We start from the raw sequence: 19,055 nt of genomic DNA on the forward strand, positions 1-19,055 counted from the left end.
TAAAAAGATCAATAGCCAATCCCTTAATGAACAAGGGGTTGGCTATTTTTAATTATGGACATTTGATGTCTGAAATAAGCTGATGAATATAATCGATTTGGTAATTCATATAATCTTCTTATTAAAATCCCTTATAAGAGGAGCTTAGTGATGGACAAACGCACTAATAAAGGAGAAAATGTACCACAGCCCATCCGCAGTGATGGGGCCGGAGCGATTGACAAGGGACCGCGAAATATAATGCGAGATCTTCAAAATCCCGATATGCTCGTCCCACCGATTACAGATGCAGGACTGGTTCCTAATCTGAAATTCTCCTTCTCAGATACTTCAATGAAGCTAAATCATGGGGGATGGTCTCGCGAGATCACTGTGCGGGAGCTTCCGATCGCGACCACCCTTGCTGGAGTAAATATGAGCTTAACGGCTGGGGGAGTACGTGAGCTTCACTGGCATAAACAAGCAGAGTGGTCTTATATGCTGTTAGGAAGAGCACGTATAACGGCTGTTGATCAGCAAGGAAGGAATTTTATTGCTGACGTTGGTCCAGGTGATCTGTGGTACTTTCCTCCAGGTATCCCGCATTCGATTCAGGGGTTGGAGCATTGTGAATTTCTGCTCGTCTTCGATGACGGAAATTTCTCTGATCTATCCACCTTGTCGATCTCCGATTGGTTTGCCCATACTCCAAAAGAGGTGCTCTCCGCTAATTTCGGAGTGCCAGAGAGTGCCTTCGACTCGGTACCTGCTGAACAGGTGTATATCTATCAGGGAGAAGTACCGGGTTCTATAACAAGTCAAGAAGTCCAGTCCCCCTACGGAGAAGTTCCCTTAACCTTCAAGCACGGGCTGATGGAACAAGAACCCATTAAAACCCCTGGTGGTAGTGTACGAATTGTAGATTCCTCTAACTTTCCAATATCAAGAACAATCGCAGCAGCACTCGTTGAGATTGAACCGGGTGCAATGAGAGAGCTTCACTGGCATCCGAATAACGATGAGTGGCAGTATTACCTTACCGGACAGGGAAGAATGACCGTATTTACTGGAGACGGTGCAGCTCGTACATTTGATTATAGAGCAGGCGATGTTGGATATGTCCCCTTCGTGACGGGACATTATATTCAGAATACGGGTACTGACACATTGTGGTTCTTAGAGATGTTCAAAAGTGACCGCTTTGAAGACGTTTCTCTAAATCAGTGGATGGCACTAACGCCTAAAGAACTTGTTCACAGCAACTTGAATGTGGGTCCTGAATTACTGGGTGCGCTGCGCAAAGAGAAGTGGCCCGTAGTGAAGTATCCCGGATTTTTTTAGACAATCGGACTCAAGCAAAAGAGGGTGTCCACAATCATCTTCGATGACGGGCGGACACCCTCTATTAATTATTTAATCCTCTATTCTGCTTGCAGATGGCTCCATTTCTTCACTTCAACCGGGGAGGCCTCAATAGTCAGCTTGGTTCCATCCTCTTCATATTGAATGGTTTCAACATTCGCATGCTCATGGAAATAGGAGAGAAGATGTCCTTGATCATATGGAATGTTAAGCGCAACTCGTTCATAATGTCCGAACAGCTGTGCCTTGATGGCAGTTTCCAACGAGTCTAATCCTTGCCCCGTCTTGGCTGATACGAATATGGCCGGTTTACGAACCTGCATCTCATTCAATAATGCACTGCGCAGATCGATTTTGTTATAAACATAGATGACTGGAATTTTATCGGCACCCAGGTCCTTTAACGTTTGATTCGTCACTTCAATGAGCTGCTCAGCATCAGGGTTACTTGCATCTACAACGTGCAGAAGCAGATCGGATTCAAGCACCTCTTCCAGCGTAGAACGAAAAGCCTTCACGAGATGATGCGGAAGCTTGCTTACAAATCCGACGGTATCGGTTAGAAGAAATTTCTTACGATCTGGGAGTGAGATTTGTCTTACCGAGGTCTGCAGGGTGGCAAAGAGCATATCCTTGGCCAGTACAGCTTTCTCGCTTGCCGCATCGTATTTATCAAGCATAGCATTCATGAGACTGGATTTGCCTGTATTCGTATAGCCGACGAGACTCACTACCGGCATCTCAGTCTTCTGGCGACGTCTGCGCTGCGTTTGGCGCTGGGATACGAGCAGCTCCAGTTCTCGGTTCAGTTCTGTAATTTTCTCTTCAATCCGTCTTTGGCTTAATTCCAGCTTGGTTTCTCCTGAGCCCCTGTTCTTGGTACCGACCCCGCCGCGCTGTCTGCCCGAGGAAGAGCTGATCCCGGACAATCTTGGGAGCACATATTGAAGCCTTGCCAGCTCTACCTGGAGCTGAGATTCTCTAGATCTCGCACGCTCGGCAAATATATTCAGGATCAGTGTTGTCCGGTCCAGGACAGCGGCATCCAGTCTTTTCTCAAGATTACGAACCTGAGAAGGGGAGAGCTCATCATTGAAGATCACAATGGTGGTCTCCAGCATCTTCAGTAAATCGGTGAGCTCCTCAATCTTACCAGTGCCTATATAGTGCGCGGGATGTACACGTTCTGCCTTCTGCGTCAGCACTGCGGCAACCTCGATGTCGCAAGCATTGGCCAGATTGCCAAGCTCCTCCATAGAGTGTTCGAAATCCTCTTGGTTGTTCAGCTGTAGTCCTACAATAACTGCTTTATCTATAAATGGTTGTGTCATACCATTGTCCTCCTTCTGTTTACACCTGAAAATTAAAAAAACACAGGCTAAACCTTCTGCCTGTGTACAGGTTCAAGAGAACTCGGAGTAACTACGGGGTACAGCCAGGTAGGGGACTTAGATCTGTGAACATGCAGCGGTACAACTGAAATAACCAGTGTTCAGCTGCATATTCTACAGGCATCTTATACCGTAAGGGTCCTATACTCACACTGCACAATAGGCATGATTTAATACATAATTTATGCGGCAGGTTAAGGACACACCCGTTTAAGTGTATAAGAAAAGAGGCCAGGGATCTCACTCCTGTCCTCTTCGTCTATCTTCTGTGAAATACCAGCATATGGATAGATCGAATCCGAGTTCTCTGCCTTACACATAAGAGCAGAGTCTTTGCCTATTTAGTTAAGGGCAAAAGAAAATCTAACTCGAATCCAATTAATCATAGCGGTATCCCTCCGTTCCTAAAGTTAACGCTATCTTAGCATAGCTCTATACATAATTCAATGGGCATGCGTTGACTATAACTGTTTTCTACCAGCTGAGCTGTTGATCTGTCCTTGAACCTGGCCTTACTGCATACACTTAAATGGAGAGGAGCGTGACGATGAGATGATAGGTCAAATGGAGCGTTATTATGAGCTTAAGAAGTTGAAGAAAGAAATAGAAGACGAGCTGTCAAGTCTGCGTCAAGAGATGATTGAGCATCTTATTGCACAGAATACGGACAGCATGGTGCATGGAGAATATGAAGCCAAAATTGTAGTTCAAAGCAGGAAAGAATATGATGATGAGCTGCTATATCAAGCATTACCAGATCCAGAGGTGTGGAAACTCATGTCTAAGGCGGATACTGGGAAAATAGCCAGCTTGATTAAACTCGGAATCCTGTCAGAAGAAGGTATATCTCATACCTATGAGACACGAAGAACAGAACTGCTTATTGTGAACAAAAAATAAAAATGTGAATCAATTTCATAAATCATGAATAAGGTGAATTCGAAATTATATACCTTTGATTTAAGCAGCGAAAGGCATTATGAAATTGATTCATATATGTTACGATATAAAGATGAACTAGAAGGGCGGTATTACAAAGATAGATGATGAAAAACCTGTTAGTTACTGGATACCGGGCCAATGAGCTCGGCATCTTCAATCAGAAGCACCCCGGTATTCCTTATATTAAGCAAGCGATCCGATCCAAGCTGTTGACTCTCATAGAGGAGGGAACAGAGTGGGTCATCACCCCGGGTCAATATGGTGTAGATCTGTGGGCATGTGAAGTTGTCATTGAATTGAAGCAGCAATATCCGGAGCTGAAGCTGTCCATTATTTCTGCATTTATGAATCCGGAAGAGAAATGGTCGGACGATAAGAAGGAATATTTCGAAGAAATCATGCGGAATGTGGATTACTACGGAGTGGTCAGCAAGCAGCCATATGCCGGTCCGTGGCAGTTTCAGGCAAGAGACGAGCTTCTCTTTCGCAAGACAGAGCATATATTACTAGTCTACGATGAAGAAAATGGCCCCGGAAGTCCGCGTTATATAAAAGAAAAAGCGCTTAAAAAGCACCAAGAGGATGGATATGGTATAACACTTATCTATTCGGAGGATATTCAAAATATTGCTGACGAGATAAGCGCTTCAATCATCCCTGAAGATGGGAATGGCGAGGAGATCGACTGGATTTGAATATCTTGAATAATGTGTAGAACACTCCTTTATTGACACTGATAATCATTATCGTTTAGTATATTTTTATACTTTTCTATGATATGGAGGATGTTCACATGTTGATTCAAATGAGAGTAATTACAGTTAAAGAAGGCTTCAGCGATGCTGTTGTTGAGCGTTTCGGTCAGCCTGGCGGTCCTATGACGGAAATTCCAGGATTTATTGATCGTACTGTGATGGTGAAGAAGAATCGCAAGAAGGATGAAGAAGTAGAAGAGGTTGTCGTCATGATCCGCTGGGAATCGGAAGATGCCTGGAAGGCTTGGGAGAAGAGCCCTGCTCATATTGCCGGACATCGGAACAGCCGGAATCAAGAGAAGCCTGATTACTTGCTGGAGACTAAAGTTTCCATGTATGACGTGAAGGCTGCTGTTACTGAATAATACATATCGGCAATCAGCTCTGTTAGCACTATTGATAGGAATTGTATTATATTTAGTTCGTTCGCGTAAACGCAAATCGTAATCAGTTAATAACAGTTTGTTAGAAGAACTCTTTCAGTCTTAGGATTGTTTGCTAATAGGAGGGGGATTAATGTGATTGAAATTACCGTAGCTCAAGACGGGACGGCTGACTTTAATTCAATTCAAGAAGCGATTGATCAGATCCTGAGTCTTAGAGCCGGAAGCTCTGAGTCCTGCACAATTTTCATCAAATCAGGCATATATCAAGAAAAAATTCATCTGAACCAGCCGGGTGTCCGGTTGATCGGCGAGAACGCAGAAGACACGATCATTACATATGGAGACTATGCTCATAAGTTATTTCCGGACGGCAGTCCTTATCACACTTTTAATACCTATACAGTGCTTATTTCCAGTGATGACGTATCGGTCAGTCATTTGACGATAGAGAACAGCGCAGGCTATGGAAAGGAGATCGGACAAGCCATTGCGGCCTATGTAGACGGAGATCGGGTATCCTTCTACCATTGTCGATTGCTCGGACATCAGGATACCTTGTTCACGGGGCCGCTTCCAGAGGCGCCGATCAACCGTGGGAGATTCGGTGGTCCGCGTGACATGTTCCCTAGGCGCCCTGTGCGTCAATATTATGAATGCTGTTACATCGAGGGAGATGTTGATTTTATTTTTGGTTCGGCGACGGCAGTATTTGTAGATTGTGAGCTGTTCTCCAAGCGCAGACATGTCAATGAAAACGGAAGCGCAGACGGTACAGCCTCCCCTGGGTATATAACTGCTGCATCTACCGCCGAAGAGGTGACTTTCGGATATGTATTCTGGGACTGCTCCTTAACGGGGAATGCGGATTCGGGGAGCGTATACTTGGGCAGACCTTGGCGAGAATATGCCAAAACCGTATTTGTCAATTGTGATCTCGGGAAGCATATTCACCCTGCGGGCTGGCATAATTGGGGGAAGCGGGAACGAGAGCAGACGGTCGAATATGCTGAGTATGGCAGCCACGGTCCAGGTGCAGAGGGAGAGAGAGTAGAGTGGACGAAGAGAATTGAGCCAGAGATGCTTCATACCTATTCACCGGCTGAGGTTCTAAAGGGGAATGACAGCTGGAATCCTATCCGGGATAAGAGCTAAAACTATCTATGTACTAGCAAAAGTCCACCTTTTTTACACCGTCAAATCCTGTTAAGATGTATACAGATCATGAGAAAAATGCGAGCTAAACGGGAGAGTGACGGTTACGGATGGAGATTAGAATTGATGATTTAAGCGGTGTGGAGATTCAACATTTAATTAGACAGCATATTGCAAGCATGCTGGATCAATCTCCTCCTGAAAGCGTTCATGCACTGGATGTGAATGGGTTGAAGCAGCCGGGGGTCACATTCTGGAGTGTCTGGGAAGACGGGGAGCTGCTTGGGTGCGGGGCTCTTAAGGAACTGGATACTGAGCATGGTGAAGTGAAGTCGATGCGTACCGCGAGTGGTCACCTGAGAAAAGGTGTGGCAAGGCTGATGCTGAATCACATTATGACAGAAGCTAGGAACCGTGGATACCGCAGACTGTCCCTGGAAACAGGATCGACGGACGATTTCATTCCGGCAAGGATCTTGTATGAAAAATGTGGCTTCGAGCATTGTTCTCCTTTTGCGGATTACATAGAAGATCCATATAGCGTCTTCATGACGAAACTGCTGTAAAGTATCGGGTTGGGAGTTCTAAGGAAGAATATGGAATCCTTGCTTTTTTGACTATATAAATTCCTGCCAAGAGATTAGGATCCCCTTTGGCATGGATTCCATATTTATTAATTCGCATCTAAATTCCTCGTATTCGTAATAAAGAGGGCAATCACAAGAACGAGAATGGCTAGACAATACGTAAATGTATCGATAGGATCTTCATGATTTATTATGATGAGCCGAATGATGGCGGTGATTCCGATATAGATGAAGTAACGCAGCGGGAAGTGATAATTATGCGTAAAGTATTTAACAATAAGAGATAGAAACTCGAAATATAGAAAATAAACCAATATTCCTTCGGTAAGATAGTAGTAGGAGGTTGGCTCGCTTTGAATCAATAAGCTGTCAAGGATGACCATCGTTTTACGGACAAGAAACATAGACAGGATGATAGCAAGCAGTAAGAGCATGACGTTTAACAGCTGTTGTAAATACTTGGCGATGAAGGATTCCTTTTTGGCTTCTTTCACATGAGTCACTCCTAACCTCAGACAAGGCATATAGCTTGTATAGCTTCATATGAATCAATAAATAGCATATGCGAATCAGTCCAATTACAGAAGTAACTTTTCTCTATGAATCGATTCGAAATGTCCAAGCATATCGGAGCACAAATTCATAGAATGCGAGTGGAGGTGATCAATATGGTCAAAATATTTATTGATCCAGGCCATGGAGGAACAGATAGCGGAGCTGTGGGAAACGGACTTCAAGAAAAAGCACTGACCCTTACGATCGCAACCAAGGTACGCTCTATTCTGCTGGCTGAATATCAGAACGTCTCTGTGCTGATGAGCCGAACAGGCGATGAGACAGTAACATTGACTCAAAGAACAGATGCTGCGAACGCTTGGGGAGCGGATTACTTCTTGTCTATTCACATTAATGCTGGCGGGGGCACAGGCTACGAGGATTTCATCTATCCCGGCTCGGCAGCTCCGACGACAACCTATCAGACAAACATTCATACAGAGGTTATGAAGATGAACTCGATGATCGATCGAGGGCGGAAGCAAGCCAATTTCCACGTCTTGAGAGAATCTGATATGCCTGCGATCTTAACGGAGAATGGTTTCATAGATACAGCTGCAGATGCAGCACTGCTCGCATCAAGTGTCCACCTAGATGCGGTTGCTCGTGGTCACGTCAATGGACTTGTCAAAAATTTTAGCTTGGTCAAGAAAACGAATGTTATCTATCATACTGTCGTGAGCGGAGATACGGTGTATGCGTTGAGCCGTCGATATGGCAGTACTATAGCAGATATTAAGACATGGAATGATCTCGATGCGAATTACACCATTTATGTAGGGCAAGTTCTGAGAGTGAAGTAAGTCAGCAATGTCTTCATTTACCATATTGTGGTATAGTAATTAGAATTGTACCCAATAAGGGAGGCACAACCATGGCATCGTTCCCTTTATTCGATTCTGTTCCTGGTTTATGTATGAGCGACATCTGAACTAGGATTATATATATTAATTATTGTTGACGAGTCGGCCCGAGTATGGCCGATTTTTTTGTGCTGAGGAGTTTGCCCGAATTATGCAACATCCTGATGCAGCATATGCCGTTCTTCGCTATTAAAATTAAAAATGGTACTTAGGCTAGGGGAGAACATACTCTTTATCGAATATAATATATTAATAGATTGAAGAACATATGAATAGTATTGAAGAGAGGAGCGTACAAGATTCACCCTCTACAAGAGCCCCGATCGTGACGTAGGTACAATAATCAACCTTTACGAAGGAGTGATCAGTAATCGTGTCAATGTACAACAAGGGTTCCTTGAAGCAGCTGCTGTCATGCATACTCATTATCTCTTTATTTCTAATGCTGGGAAGTTCCAGCCTAAGGGCAACAACGATGACAGCTTACGCTGAGGAAATTCATACAGAGCCACGTATGCAAACGATTGAAGAATTCGAATCACTCAGCCTGCTATCCAGCTTCTATGCTGGAGCCAATTCCGCCTCCTTATCCCTCGTAGACAGACCTCAAACGATATATTATGGACATCACGCCGTTAATCTTACCTATGATTTCACAGGGAAAACAGGAACCTCTGCTGCTTATTTGCAGTTTAAGAATGATCAGGGAGGTATCGGAAGACCTCTGCCAGGAACGCCATCCAAACTCGGTGTATGGGTATATGGAGATGGTGGAAATCACTGGCTCAGAGCACAAATAGAAGACTCACTCGGAATCAAGACCGCTGCAGATTTCACTTCAGCTTCAGGATTAAGCTGGACAGGCTGGAAATACATTACCCTCCAGATCCCGGCTGCTCTTACTCCCCCGCTCAAACTTAATCATATTTATGTGGCAGAAACAAAAGACACCAACAAGAACAGAGGCGCTCTTTATTTCGATCGACTGAGTGCTTTTTATACAGAGGACGACATCTATGGGCTTGATATTACCGGAGGTCAGCCGATCAAAGCAGGAAATTCAGCTAAACTGACTACGTATGCTACCTACGAAGGAGGGACTCACCCGATTCTGCTCGAAGAGGGGGTCACTTACACAAGCAGTGACTCATCTATTGCTATAGTTACTGGTGATACCTATGGAACGATGACCGCAATATCACCAGGCAGAGTACTGATTACGGCTGAACATAGCGGCGTGTCAGAAGAGATTGAGGTCGAAGTAACGGAAGGAGAAGTTCTTCCTATATCTATTGAAATGTCAGGACCTTCTCAACTGGAAATAGGCGCTTCCGAAGCCGTTCGGTTGTATGCCGACTATCCGAATTATGCTTCACCCTATCTGATCGCAGAAGGGGCTGACCTTATTAGTGATCATCCGGAAGTGCTCACGGTAGACGAACAAGGAAGGGTACAAGCCCATGCAGCTGGGACTGCGACGATTAGGGCCGAGTATGGCGGATTAAGTGCTGAGCTTGCCGTTACCGTATCCGAACCTGTACCTGTGCTGCAAAGCTTGGAACTTATCGGACCCACGGCTCTTACCATCGGTAATTCAGATGAATTCCAGGTGAATGGGATTTATTCTATGCTTCCAGAGGCGGTGCCAATTACAGAAGGGCTTAGCTATACCAGCAGCCGGCCGGAGATTGTCTCGGTGTCCGAGGATGGTGAATTAACAGCTCATGCTGTTGGTGGTTCTCGAATCATGGTAACTTACAATGGAATGAGTGCTTCAACCTATATCGTTGCAAATCTTCCGCAGGAGGCGCCAAAGCGCGAAGTTCGTGCGGCATGGATTGCAACCGTGGAGAATATTGATTGGCCGGTGAAAGGGACAACCGATCCGGTAGAGCAGCAGAAACAGTTCCGTGAGCTTCTCAATCGTCTTGAAGACACAGGTATAAATACATTGATTGTCCAAGTGAAGCCGACAGCGGATGCATTCTATCCGTCCGAATATGCACCATGGTCTGAATGGCTGACAGGAGTGCAAGGTCAGGACCCTGGATATGATCCTTTGGAATTTATGCTGGAGGAGGCACATCAGCGGGGAATGGAATTTCACGCCTGGTTTAATCCTTACCGAGTGAGCATGCACAACGATGTAACGAAGCTGACAGAGGATCATCCGGCCAGACTGCATCCTGAATGGGTGGAGTCCTACGGCGGCAAGCTGTATTTCAATCCGGGTGTTCCCGAAGCGAAGGATTACATCATCAACAGTATTATGGAGGTTGTAAGAAATTACGATATTGATGGTGTCCATTTCGACGACTACTTTTATCCATATCCTGCGGCAAGCGGGGAATTTCCAGATCGTGATACGTATATGGAATACAGTGGCGAGTTCACGAACATCGCAGATTGGCGCAGAGATAATGTCAACCGTTTTGTTCAGGAAGTTGGTGCAGCGATCAAGGAAGAGAAGGGTGAACTGAAGTATGGCATAAGTCCGTTTGGTATTTGGAAAAATAAGTCCACTGATCCTTCTGGCTCGGATACGAATGGACTCAGTAGTTATGATGCGATCTATGCGGATTCCAAGCGATGGGTCGAAGAAGAATGGATCGATTATATAATGCCGCAAATCTACTGGTACATGGGTTACAGTCCAGCAGCATACGACAAACTGATTGATTGGTGGCAAGGTATCGTCACAGATAAGAATGTACACCTGTATATCGGGCAGGCGCTATATCGTAATGGTACCGTAGATGGATGGCTGAATCCTGAGGAAATTCCGAATCAGATTGCATATAACCGGAACTACGAGCAGGTGAAGGGGGGAGCCTTCTTTAGTGCAAAGTGGTTTGAGAATAACGCACTGGGAATTACAGACCGACTCCAAAATGACATCTATCGTACTCCGGCACTGATCCCAGAGATGCCATGGCTTGATAATCAGGCACCGATGGCTCCGGTAAAAGTAAAAGCCAATTCCACCAATAAAGCAGTAAAGCTGGAGTGGAATTCGGGAGGCGGTGATGAAGCCTATTACGTCATCTATCGTTTCGAGGGAAGTATAGCAGGTGACTTGGAACAAGCGGGAAATATACGAATAATGGTACAGCGCACGGATCAGAAGAAGCAGATATTTGAGGATAAGGACGTAACGCCGGGAACTTACACCTATGTAATTACGGCTGCAGATCGGCTTCATAATGAGAGCACGGGGAGCAGAGCGGTGACGCTTACCCAGAAAAAGTAAAAATAGTAATGGCTCTGTGGAAGATCCGCAGAGCCATTTTTTTCGCACGCTAAATCAATTGTTGCAGGATGCATCTGCGTCTATTGATACATGCCTATGAACGGCATCTGCATTTTCCTTAGCCGTATCCGTAATTTATGTCATTATCATAATAAAATAGAAGAGGATATATTGTGGTTCATTTCACATTAATTGTAATTCTATAACTTGTTATGTAACCTTCATGACAATTTGCTTGGGATGAATGACAAATGAAGTGAACTAAAAAATAATCCTCTATTCAGGAATGAAAGGAAAAGGATTCTCCAAGATTCCAGCGAATTACAGTAAATGTCATTTCTGATAACGTTTTCAAGAATTTAAGGAAGTGGTGAATGCAGCAGATGAAACTCCGTTCAAGATCATCATTGCGTTTTAAATTCATTACCGGCTTCTGTATGATCATGGCTCCGCTCGTGCTGTTTCTATACTTTAACAATGTGTATGCAATGAGTGTGGTTCGCGACCAGGTATCACTGACGAATCGTAATTATGTCCTTAAAAATGTCGAGGAGAACGAGCGCATCCTTCAGGAAACGAATCGCTATTTATATAGCTTAGGGGAACAGGATCCGGATATTATCTCGTTGTTTTTTCTGCCATATGGCAGTGGTGACTACACGATTGCCAAGCAGCGGATCGTAAATAAATTCAGAACTGATCTCGGATTCTATGATCTCTTGGACGGCTTATTTTTGTATGATACCGTTCATGAGGATACGCTGCTTGCGACACAGCGGGGATACGACGAGAAAATTACTGCGATCACATCCATTATGCCCGCAGCTGCTTCGATGAGCGTAGATGTCCCGACACACAAATGGGAAATTGTACAGACCAAGGGAACCTATCATTTAGTAAAAACCGTTCGTATTAACGAGCAATTCATTGCCGGGGCATGGGTGCCGATCAACAGCTTGAATGAACGTGTACACAGTGCAGATTGGGGCGAAGGCGGAGGAGCGGTTATTTTGTCAGGAGAAGGAGAGGCACTCTCTGGTACTGTAGTGCCTGAGGAGGTGGTTAGTCTTGCATCGGCCTATCAATTGGGGAAGTCTGAAAGGGATTCATTCTACGAAATCGTGGGTGATTCAGCACGCGAAGGACGATATTTGCTAATTGACATCCCCGCACATGATGAAGCGATTCATTATGTCGTCATGCTGCCAGAAGCGAGCATTGTTCGGAACCTGCCTGTATTTCAGCAGATTATCCGGTTTATTCCGGTCGTAGCTGTTATACTGCTCGTCTCGGTTCTCTTCTTCTTGAGACAGGTTCTATTTAAACCGATGAATACGCTCATATCCGGAATGAGAAAGGTCAGCAGGGGGGATTTGAACGTAAAGCTTGGTCCCTCCTCTTCTCCTGAATTTACTTTTGTTACAAATACCTTCAACCAAATGACTGCAGAAGTCCAGCAGCTGAAGATAGGCATGTACGAGGAGCAGCTTCGTGTACAGGAGGCAGAACTCAAGCAGCTTCAAATGCAGATCAATCCGCATTTCTATCTCAATTCACTTCATATTATTCATAGCCTGGCAGCGCTTCACAAGCATGAGCTCGTTCAGAAGATGGCGGAGCATCTAGCCGGCTATTTTCGATTCAGCATGCAGGCGGATCGGAGCCTCATTACGATTAGAGATGAACTCCTGCATATTAAAAATTATCTCGAAATTCAAAAGCTGCGTTTCCCTGAGCGTCTGCAATACGAGCTGACGGTGGATTCAGATATAGAAGAAATGCAGATCCCTCCGCTCACGATACAGCCTTTTGTAGAGAATTCAATCGTGCACGGCTTCCGAAAAGGAAGGAGCACACTCCATCTGAATATTACCTTGTATCTGGTCCCTGATGAACAGAAGCTTAGAATACAAATCCAGGATAATGGTACAGGCTTCGCAGAGGACGTGTTAATAAGACTTCAGCAGGGGGAGCTGCCTCCCGAAGAAGCAACGGGACGCAGTATCGGGATATGGAATGTCAAGCACCGGCTTGAGAAAGTGAAGGGATTAGAGCCTCAGATACAGTTTGAGAACAGCCCTGATGGCGGAGCTCTTGTGTACTTGACGATTAACTATGTGGAGAGCAGGGTCAGGGAGGTGAATAAGAATGTACAGCTTGCTCATCGTGGATGATGAATATTACGCGCTGGAAGCCATGAAGCATGCCGTGAATTGGAGTGATATCGGATTCGACCGGTTTTATACAGCGATGTCAGCTGACGAAGCAAGAGAAGTCCTCATACAAGAGAAGATCGATATCATGATCTGTGACATCGAGATGCCGGAGGAGGATGGTTTATCCCTGCAATGGTGGGTCAGGGAGCATGTCCCGCAGCTGGAGACCATCTTTCTAACAGGACATGCCGAGTTTTCTTACGCTCAAAAAGCCATCCAGATGCATAGCTTCGATTATCTGCTGAAGCCGATTCAATCTGCTGATCTTGTTCAAACCGTAAAGCGTGCCATAGAGAAAAAGAGTCTTGACGATGAGTTTGCCCGATTAAAAGAACAGTATATGGACTATTTAAATGAAGACAGATTCTGGAGTACGAAGCGAATCACTAAATTCTGGAGGGATTTGTACTCAGGCCGATCGCCCCTCACGGAATCTCAGTTTAATGAGCTGAAGCTGATCTATCACGCAGATGTCGATGGCAGTGCGAGCATATTGCCGATTCTATTTAAGGTCGAGGAATGGCTCAGGACATTCCCGGCCAAAGACCTGGACATTCTTGAGTTCGGGCTTTGTAATGCGGCCGAGGAGATCGTGCTGAGTGGTGCAGCAGGACATGTAATTTTAGATCAGAGAGGATATGTCCTTATCCTGCTCCAGGAGCCGCTCGCAGCCCATCGAATACTGGATCACTGCAAAGACTATATTGCCAGATGCAGTACATATCTCTCAGCCCGGATCTCGTGCTGTATCGGCAATTATACAAGCATATGGAAGCTGCCTGAGGCTTACAAGATGCTGATGCAGGAACATCGGCACCATATCGCCGGGAGTGAGGATGTTTATTATCTCCACTCAGATCGCACTGGACAAACAGGCCTGAAGGAGCTGGTGCCGCTGCCTTGGATTGAAGATATTGCGGTGCTGCTGGCAACAGGAAAAATCAAGGAAGTACTGCAGAAGGCAGATGAGCTCATGGATTGGATGCAGCACCAAAGTCCGTTGTCCGCTGAGCTGCTGGAGTCTTTCTATCACGGGCTTCTCCACACCATCATCCCGCTTCTGCACAAGAACGGTATTGCTCTTCACAGCTTATACTCAGGAGATGAGCCCTTGGAGAGGGAAGTAACAGGCTCAATCCAAACGCATAGAGATTGGGCACATCAGTTAATTACACGCACAGCTTCTCTTCTCCACCCGGAAGGGGAGCATACCTATTCTGCAATTGAGAAGGTCTGTCTCTATATTGATGGAAGGCTAGAGCAGGATCTGGGCAGAGAGGAGCTTGCTGAGTTTGCGGAGCTGCATCCGGCTTATTTATCACGATTGTTTAAAAAAGAAAAGGGCATGTCCATTTCGGACTATATTGCTCAGGCGAGGATTGCAAAAGCGAAGGAGCTGCTCTGTACATCAGTCTCGACTGTAACCGATATTGCAAGTAAAGTCGGGTATTACAATTATCAGCATTTTACGAAAATGTTCAAGAAGCACACAGGAGTGACTCCTCAGCAGTATCGAAGACAGAACAGTTAGCGTACAGAACTGCAATAAGGATGAAGGACGGTCGTTTACGAACGGTCGTCTTTTTATATCAATCGCTGATGTCATTAAAACACATACCAAGGGTTACAAGACCTGATATTCGGCAGATCCCTCTCCTTCTTATAATAAAGCTACCGCTGCAGTAGGAGGGACTGTGAAGCATATGAGAAGGGGGAGTCGAATGTAAGCTATGCCGAACACAGTAAAGAAAAAAAGAACCATACTGTACAACCTTAAGAAATACAAGGTGCTGTACCTTATGTTTTTGCCGGGTGTCATATTTTTGTTCATCAACAATTACTTGCCGATGTTTGGGGTTATTATTGCATTCAAGAACGTCAACTACGCGGATGGAATTTTGGGGAGTCCGTGGGCGGGACTGGACAATTTCAAGTATTTGTTCGGAACCTCGGACGCATGGGAGATTACACGTAATACGCTGGCCTACAACGTGGTATTCATACTTCTTAATCTGGTGCTCGGTGCAGGTCTAGCAATACTGCTCAGTGAAGTGAAGGGAAGATTCTCATCCAAATTTTATCAATCCGTCATGCTGCTTCCCTACTTCCTGTCCATGATCGTTGTAAGTTATCTGGTGCTTGCCTTCTTGGGGAAAGATTCGGGCTTTATGAACACCAGCTTCCTGCCGCTATTCGGGAAGGAGCCGATTGATTGGTATACGGAGACGGAATATTGGCCGTACATTCTGCCGTTCGTCAATACCTGGAAGAACATTGGTTATTATGTGGTCATTTATCTGGCAGCGGTAATTGGTATTGATGAAGAGTATTATGAGGCTGCGGTGCTGGATGGCGCGGGTAAATGGAGTCAGGTGTGGTATATAACTGTCCCTTTCCTCTATCCGCTGATGATTGTAATGACACTGCTTCAGATCGGACGAATATTCTATGCAGATTTCGGGCTGTTCTATCAGGTCCCGCTTGAATCCGGTGCGCTGTTCCCGGTAACTAACGTGCTTGATACGTATGTATACCGTACGTTCCTGATTGGTGGAGACATCGGCATGTCCTCAGCTGCAGGGCTATACCAGGCTGTGGTTGGATTTGTGCTTGTATTGGTGTCCAATTCCATCGTCCGCAGGATCGATAAAGATAACGCACTATTTTAATCAAGGAGGAGAGTTCCTGATATGAGTTCCAGTAAAGCGCTGCATATATCGGGTAGATCAAAGATGGTTATTCATGCTTTTTTTATCTTCTATGCCGTTATATGCATTCTGCCGCTTGTGCTTGTACTGTCCATTTCCCTCTCAGATGAAACGACGGTCATCGCAAACGGATATAAGTTCATTCCCGAGCAGTTTAGTATCAGCGCCTATGATTTCTTGTTCAAGGATATGGAGCAAATTGTTCGCTCTTACGGCGTATCCATCTTCGTTACCGTTGTTGGAACCGTAATCAGTGTGGCACTGACCGCATTTTACGCGTATCCGCTGTCCAGACGGGATTTGCCATACAAAGGTTTTTTCGCCTTCTTCATATTTTTCACCATGCTGTTTAATGGCGGTCTTGTCCCTTGGTATCTCGTCTATGTCAATCTGCTTGATTTGAAAAATACGTTATGGGTTCTGATCATGCCGATGCTGATGTCACCTTTCTTCGTACTTGTTATGCGGACCTTCTTCGCCAATTCCATCCCTGTCTCCATTCTCGAATCAGCAAGAGTGGATGGAGCCGGAGAGCTGAGGACATTTATCAGAATTGTACTGCCGTTATCATTACCCGTCCTTGCAACGGTAGCGCTGTTCAGCACACTGAATTATTGGAATGACTGGTATTTGAGCATGATCTTTATTTCGGATAACAAAACGATCAGTCTGCAATATTTGATGTACCGGACCCTGCTCGATATTCAGTATTTAACGAGCAACTCCAACGTCGCTTCGCAGATCTCTTCACAAGGCGGGATGCTGGATCTGCCGAACAAAACGCTGCAGATGGCTATGGCGGTCGTGGGGATTGGGCCGATTGTGCTCGCCTATCCCTTCTTCCAGCGTTATTTCATCAAGGGGCTGACCGTAGGAGCTGTGAAAGGCTAGTTTCATATGTTCATATTCCATTATTGGGAGGTCTATGCAAATGAATCAACAGAGAAGGATTCGGGGGACACGCGTTAGAAGAAAGCCTTTATTTCTTGCTGCAATCCTAACCTTCGTCATGGTGCTCAGTGCTTGTGGAGGAGGAAAAGCCGAGCCTACGAGCAGCAGCACGGAAACCAGTGGAGCTACTGATTCGGGAGGAAAAACAGAGAAACCTTATGAAGTCTCTCTATTCTACCCAGGAACACCTCAGAAGGATGTTGCACTGGTGGAAGCAGAGATCAATAAGTATATGGAGCCGAAGATTGGAGCAACATTGAAGATTAATGCAATCGACTGGGGACAGTGGGATAACAAGCTGAACCTCATGATCTCGTCAGGTGAGAAATCGGATATTATCTTTACGGCAGCATGGCAAAATTACACCGTAAACGTGGCGAAGAGTGCATTCCTGCCGCTGAACGATCTTCTGGAATCTCATGGGCAGGACATTGTCAAAAATCTGGATCCTGCCTTCCTCGAAGGCTCTCAAGTCGATGGGAAGAATTACGGTGTTCCGAGTAACAAAGAGCTGGCGGCTACCCGTGGTGTTCTTGTTAGAAAGGACCTGCTGGAGAAATATAAACTGGACATAAGTAATGTGAAGACCTGGGCAGATCTGGAGCCGCTGCTTAAGACGATTAAAGAGAATGAACCGGGTGTGACCCCATTCTATATGTCCAACTCTACAGGAAATGGTCTGCTCGATAATCTGGATTGGGACTATCTTGGCGATGCTTCCGTACCGGGTGTTGTACGCAAGATGGGTTCCGAAACAACGGTGCTGAATGAAGTAGAAACACCGGAATTCAAAGAGGCGGCAGCTCTTGCACGCAAATGGTATGAGGCCGGCTACATTAATAGTGATGCAGCGACTTCAACCGTCTTCCCTAAGGATCAGGCCAAGGCAGGGAAAGTGTTTATGTGGACAGACGGAATGAAGCCGGGCAAGGACAAGGAAGAAGAAAGCTATGTCGGATTTCCGCTGACTCAGATTGAGATGACACAGCCGACTATAACGACAGGTGACACGTCAGGAGCTATGCTTGCCATATCCCGTACTTCTGAGAATCCGGAGAAAGCCATGCAGGTCATTAATTTGCTCCACTCGGACCCGGTTGTAAACAATCTGCTTAATTTCGGAATAGAAGGCAAACATTATGTGAAAAAAGAAGGCAGTGATAACATTATCAGTCTTCCTGACGGAACCGATCCGAATAACCGGACCTATAATCCTGGTGCCCAGTGGCAGCTTGGTAATCAGTTTCTAAACTACTTATGGGATAATGAAGATCCAGAAAAATGGGATAAATTTAAAGATTTTAATGCCAGAGGTGTGAAATCGCCTGCGCTTGGATTCACGTTCAACAGCCAGCCGGTCAAGAACGAGATTGCAGCTGTCAACAATGTTAACAAGCAGTTTAAGCCTGCCTTAACCTCCGGTGCCGTGGATCCGAATGAAATGATTCCAAAGTACGCGGAGAAGCTGAAGGCTGCGGGTATTGATAAGATTATAGCTGAGAAGCAGAAGCAGCTTGATGCATTTTTGGCGAAGAAGTAAGAGGATAATGTAATTAGAGCATATTGTAGTAGAGAACAGTATCGATCTGATATGCTCCCATCATAGTAGACAGTAGAAAAAACAAAACTCTACTTCTACCATGATAGGAGTGTTTGTAATGTCCAAAAGAAACCCGATTCCATATGAAATCAAAATTCAGGTTGTAAGGCGCTGCCTGCAGCATGAATCCAATCCTTTCGTATAAGCCGGTGTTTGGACAACCAACCATCGTTTCGACAAAAACGTAGTTCATAATAGTAAAATTAATAATGTTCATAATTTTTAGTGTGTCTATTGACATGGGCACTTCAATCAAGGGGTGCTTTTTTTTGAGTGTATGGTTGTAGTCGTTCACGACCATTTTCACTGATAACGCTTCCATTATATAGGATGCCATTGTACACTAACAGATAGAGAT

At 45.2% G+C, this 19,055-nt stretch carries 16 protein-coding genes; 13 read left to right on the plus strand and 3 right to left on the minus strand.

All coding sequences use genetic code 11. The features are described 5' to 3' along the window. Window positions 1-150: 150 nt before the first annotated feature. On the plus strand, window positions 151-1,320 hold the full coding sequence (locus ACFQ3J_RS04360; protein WP_251581353.1) for an oxalate decarboxylase family bicupin: 1,170 nt from the start codon (window positions 151-153) through the stop codon (window positions 1,318-1,320). 80 nt (window positions 1,321-1,400) lie between these two features. Here the strand turns inward: ACFQ3J_RS04360 and hflX are convergent, their stop codons facing one another. Next, on the minus strand, window positions 1,401-2,672 hold the full coding sequence (gene hflX, locus ACFQ3J_RS04365) for a GTPase HflX (protein ID WP_091157210.1): 1,272 nt from the start codon (window positions 2,670-2,672) through the stop codon (window positions 1,401-1,403). Between the two features lie 612 nt (window positions 2,673-3,284). Between hflX and ACFQ3J_RS04370 the strand changes: the two genes are divergently transcribed. The 5 genes from ACFQ3J_RS04370 (at window position 3,285) to ACFQ3J_RS04390 (ending at window position 6,533) form a co-directional block, all read left to right on the plus strand. After that, on the plus strand, window positions 3,285-3,632 hold the full coding sequence (locus tag ACFQ3J_RS04370; RefSeq protein ID WP_251581354.1) for a hypothetical protein: 348 nt from the start codon (window positions 3,285-3,287) through the stop codon (window positions 3,630-3,632). A 146-nt stretch (window positions 3,633-3,778) separates the two neighbouring features. Continuing rightward, entirely contained in the window at window positions 3,779-4,369 is a 591-nt protein-coding gene (locus ACFQ3J_RS04375; protein ID WP_251581686.1) for a DUF1273 domain-containing protein, read from the plus strand. Window positions 4,370-4,467: 98 nt separating this feature from the next. Beyond that, window positions 4,468-4,794 (plus strand): antibiotic biosynthesis monooxygenase family protein, encoded by a 327-nt coding sequence (locus ACFQ3J_RS04380; protein WP_091157205.1) that lies wholly within the window; start codon window positions 4,468-4,470, stop codon window positions 4,792-4,794. Window positions 4,795-4,947: 153 nt separating this feature from the next. Continuing rightward, on the plus strand, window positions 4,948-5,967 hold the full coding sequence (locus tag ACFQ3J_RS04385) for a pectinesterase family protein (protein ID WP_251581355.1): 1,020 nt from the start codon (window positions 4,948-4,950) through the stop codon (window positions 5,965-5,967). A gap of 110 nt (window positions 5,968-6,077) precedes the next feature. Next, window positions 6,078-6,533 carry a GNAT family N-acetyltransferase gene (locus tag ACFQ3J_RS04390; RefSeq protein WP_251581356.1) on the plus strand — a complete coding sequence of 152 codons (456 nt, stop codon included), beginning with the start codon at window positions 6,078-6,080 and terminating at the stop codon, window positions 6,531-6,533. A gap of 107 nt (window positions 6,534-6,640) precedes the next feature. On the opposite strand, the gene psiE is transcribed toward ACFQ3J_RS04390, so the two are convergent. Continuing rightward, window positions 6,641-7,048 carry a phosphate-starvation-inducible protein PsiE gene (gene psiE / locus ACFQ3J_RS04395; RefSeq protein WP_280142854.1) on the minus strand — a complete coding sequence of 136 codons (408 nt, stop codon included), beginning with the start codon at window positions 7,046-7,048 and terminating at the stop codon, window positions 6,641-6,643. A 174-nt stretch (window positions 7,049-7,222) separates the two neighbouring features. Here psiE and ACFQ3J_RS04400 point away from each other — a divergent pair, with 174 nt between their 5' ends. The 7 genes from ACFQ3J_RS04400 to ACFQ3J_RS04430 all read left to right on the plus strand — a co-directional run bounded on the left by ACFQ3J_RS04400 (window position 7,223) and on the right by ACFQ3J_RS04430 (window position 18,637). Beyond that, a complete protein-coding gene (locus tag ACFQ3J_RS04400) occupies window positions 7,223-7,912 on the plus strand; it encodes an N-acetylmuramoyl-L-alanine amidase (RefSeq protein ID WP_251581687.1) in 690 nt (229 codons plus the stop codon). Window positions 7,913-8,351: 439 nt separating this feature from the next. Further along, complete coding sequence (locus ACFQ3J_RS04405; protein ID WP_251581688.1) at window positions 8,352-11,222, plus strand: family 10 glycosylhydrolase; 2,871 nt, start codon at window positions 8,352-8,354, stop codon at window positions 11,220-11,222. A gap of 374 nt (window positions 11,223-11,596) precedes the next feature. Beyond that, complete coding sequence (locus tag ACFQ3J_RS04410) at window positions 11,597-13,396, plus strand: sensor histidine kinase (RefSeq protein WP_251581357.1); 1,800 nt, start codon at window positions 11,597-11,599, stop codon at window positions 13,394-13,396. Beyond that, a complete protein-coding gene (locus ACFQ3J_RS04415; RefSeq protein ID WP_251581359.1) occupies window positions 13,371-14,969 on the plus strand; it encodes a response regulator transcription factor in 1,599 nt (532 codons plus the stop codon). The genes ACFQ3J_RS04410 and ACFQ3J_RS04415 overlap by 26 nt, the downstream gene beginning before the upstream one ends. A 199-nt stretch (window positions 14,970-15,168) precedes the next feature. Further along, window positions 15,169-16,107: an ABC transporter permease gene (locus tag ACFQ3J_RS04420; protein ID WP_251581361.1), complete on the plus strand. Its 939-nt coding sequence runs from the start codon at window positions 15,169-15,171 to the stop codon at window positions 16,105-16,107. A gap of 21 nt (window positions 16,108-16,128) precedes the next feature. Continuing rightward, window positions 16,129-17,037 carry a carbohydrate ABC transporter permease gene (locus tag ACFQ3J_RS04425; RefSeq protein ID WP_251581363.1) on the plus strand — a complete coding sequence of 303 codons (909 nt, stop codon included), beginning with the start codon at window positions 16,129-16,131 and terminating at the stop codon, window positions 17,035-17,037. Window positions 17,038-17,077: 40 nt separating this feature from the next. Next, entirely contained in the window at window positions 17,078-18,637 is a 1,560-nt protein-coding gene (locus tag ACFQ3J_RS04430; RefSeq protein ID WP_251581365.1) for an ABC transporter substrate-binding protein, read from the plus strand. A gap of 13 nt (window positions 18,638-18,650) precedes the next feature. On the opposite strand, the gene ACFQ3J_RS04435 is transcribed toward ACFQ3J_RS04430, so the two are convergent. Beyond that, entirely contained in the window at window positions 18,651-19,004 is a 354-nt protein-coding gene (locus ACFQ3J_RS04435) for a hypothetical protein (RefSeq protein WP_251581366.1), read from the minus strand. Between the last annotated feature and the right edge of the window lie 51 nt (window positions 19,005-19,055).

This window comes from Paenibacillus provencensis (assembly GCF_042678545.1).
In the GTDB taxonomy this organism is placed as follows: Bacteria; Bacillota; Bacilli; order Paenibacillales; family Paenibacillaceae; genus Paenibacillus; species Paenibacillus provencensis.

What these genes read in the sequence shown, in the direction of transcription:
- ACFQ3J_RS04370 (WP_251581354.1), top strand. Translation starts at nt 3,285, where the DNA reads ATGATAGGTCAAATGGAGCGTTATTATGAGCTTAAGAAGTTGAAGAAA.
- ACFQ3J_RS04425 (WP_251581363.1), top strand. Translation starts at nt 16,129, where the DNA reads ATGAGTTCCAGTAAAGCGCTGCATATATCGGGTAGATCAAAGATGGTT.
- ACFQ3J_RS04380 (WP_091157205.1), top strand. Translation starts at nt 4,468, where the DNA reads ATGTTGATTCAAATGAGAGTAATTACAGTTAAAGAAGGCTTCAGCGAT.
- ACFQ3J_RS04390 (WP_251581356.1), top strand. Translation starts at nt 6,078, where the DNA reads ATGGAGATTAGAATTGATGATTTAAGCGGTGTGGAGATTCAACATTTA.
- ACFQ3J_RS04405 (WP_251581688.1), top strand. Translation starts at nt 8,352, where the DNA reads ATGTACAACAAGGGTTCCTTGAAGCAGCTGCTGTCATGCATACTCATT.
- ACFQ3J_RS04400 (WP_251581687.1), top strand. Translation starts at nt 7,223, where the DNA reads ATGGTCAAAATATTTATTGATCCAGGCCATGGAGGAACAGATAGCGGA.
- ACFQ3J_RS04360 (WP_251581353.1), top strand. Translation starts at nt 151, where the DNA reads ATGGACAAACGCACTAATAAAGGAGAAAATGTACCACAGCCCATCCGC.
- ACFQ3J_RS04410 (WP_251581357.1), top strand. Translation starts at nt 11,597, where the DNA reads ATGCAGCAGATGAAACTCCGTTCAAGATCATCATTGCGTTTTAAATTC.
- ACFQ3J_RS04375 (WP_251581686.1), top strand. Translation starts at nt 3,779, where the DNA reads ATGAAAAACCTGTTAGTTACTGGATACCGGGCCAATGAGCTCGGCATC.
- ACFQ3J_RS04415 (WP_251581359.1), top strand. Translation starts at nt 13,371, where the DNA reads ATGTACAGCTTGCTCATCGTGGATGATGAATATTACGCGCTGGAAGCC.
- ACFQ3J_RS04420 (WP_251581361.1), top strand. Translation starts at nt 15,169, where the DNA reads ATGCCGAACACAGTAAAGAAAAAAAGAACCATACTGTACAACCTTAAG.
- hflX (WP_091157210.1), bottom strand. Translation starts at nt 2,672, where the DNA reads ATGACACAACCATTTATAGATAAAGCAGTTATTGTAGGACTACAGCTG.
- ACFQ3J_RS04430 (WP_251581365.1), top strand. Translation starts at nt 17,078, where the DNA reads ATGAATCAACAGAGAAGGATTCGGGGGACACGCGTTAGAAGAAAGCCT.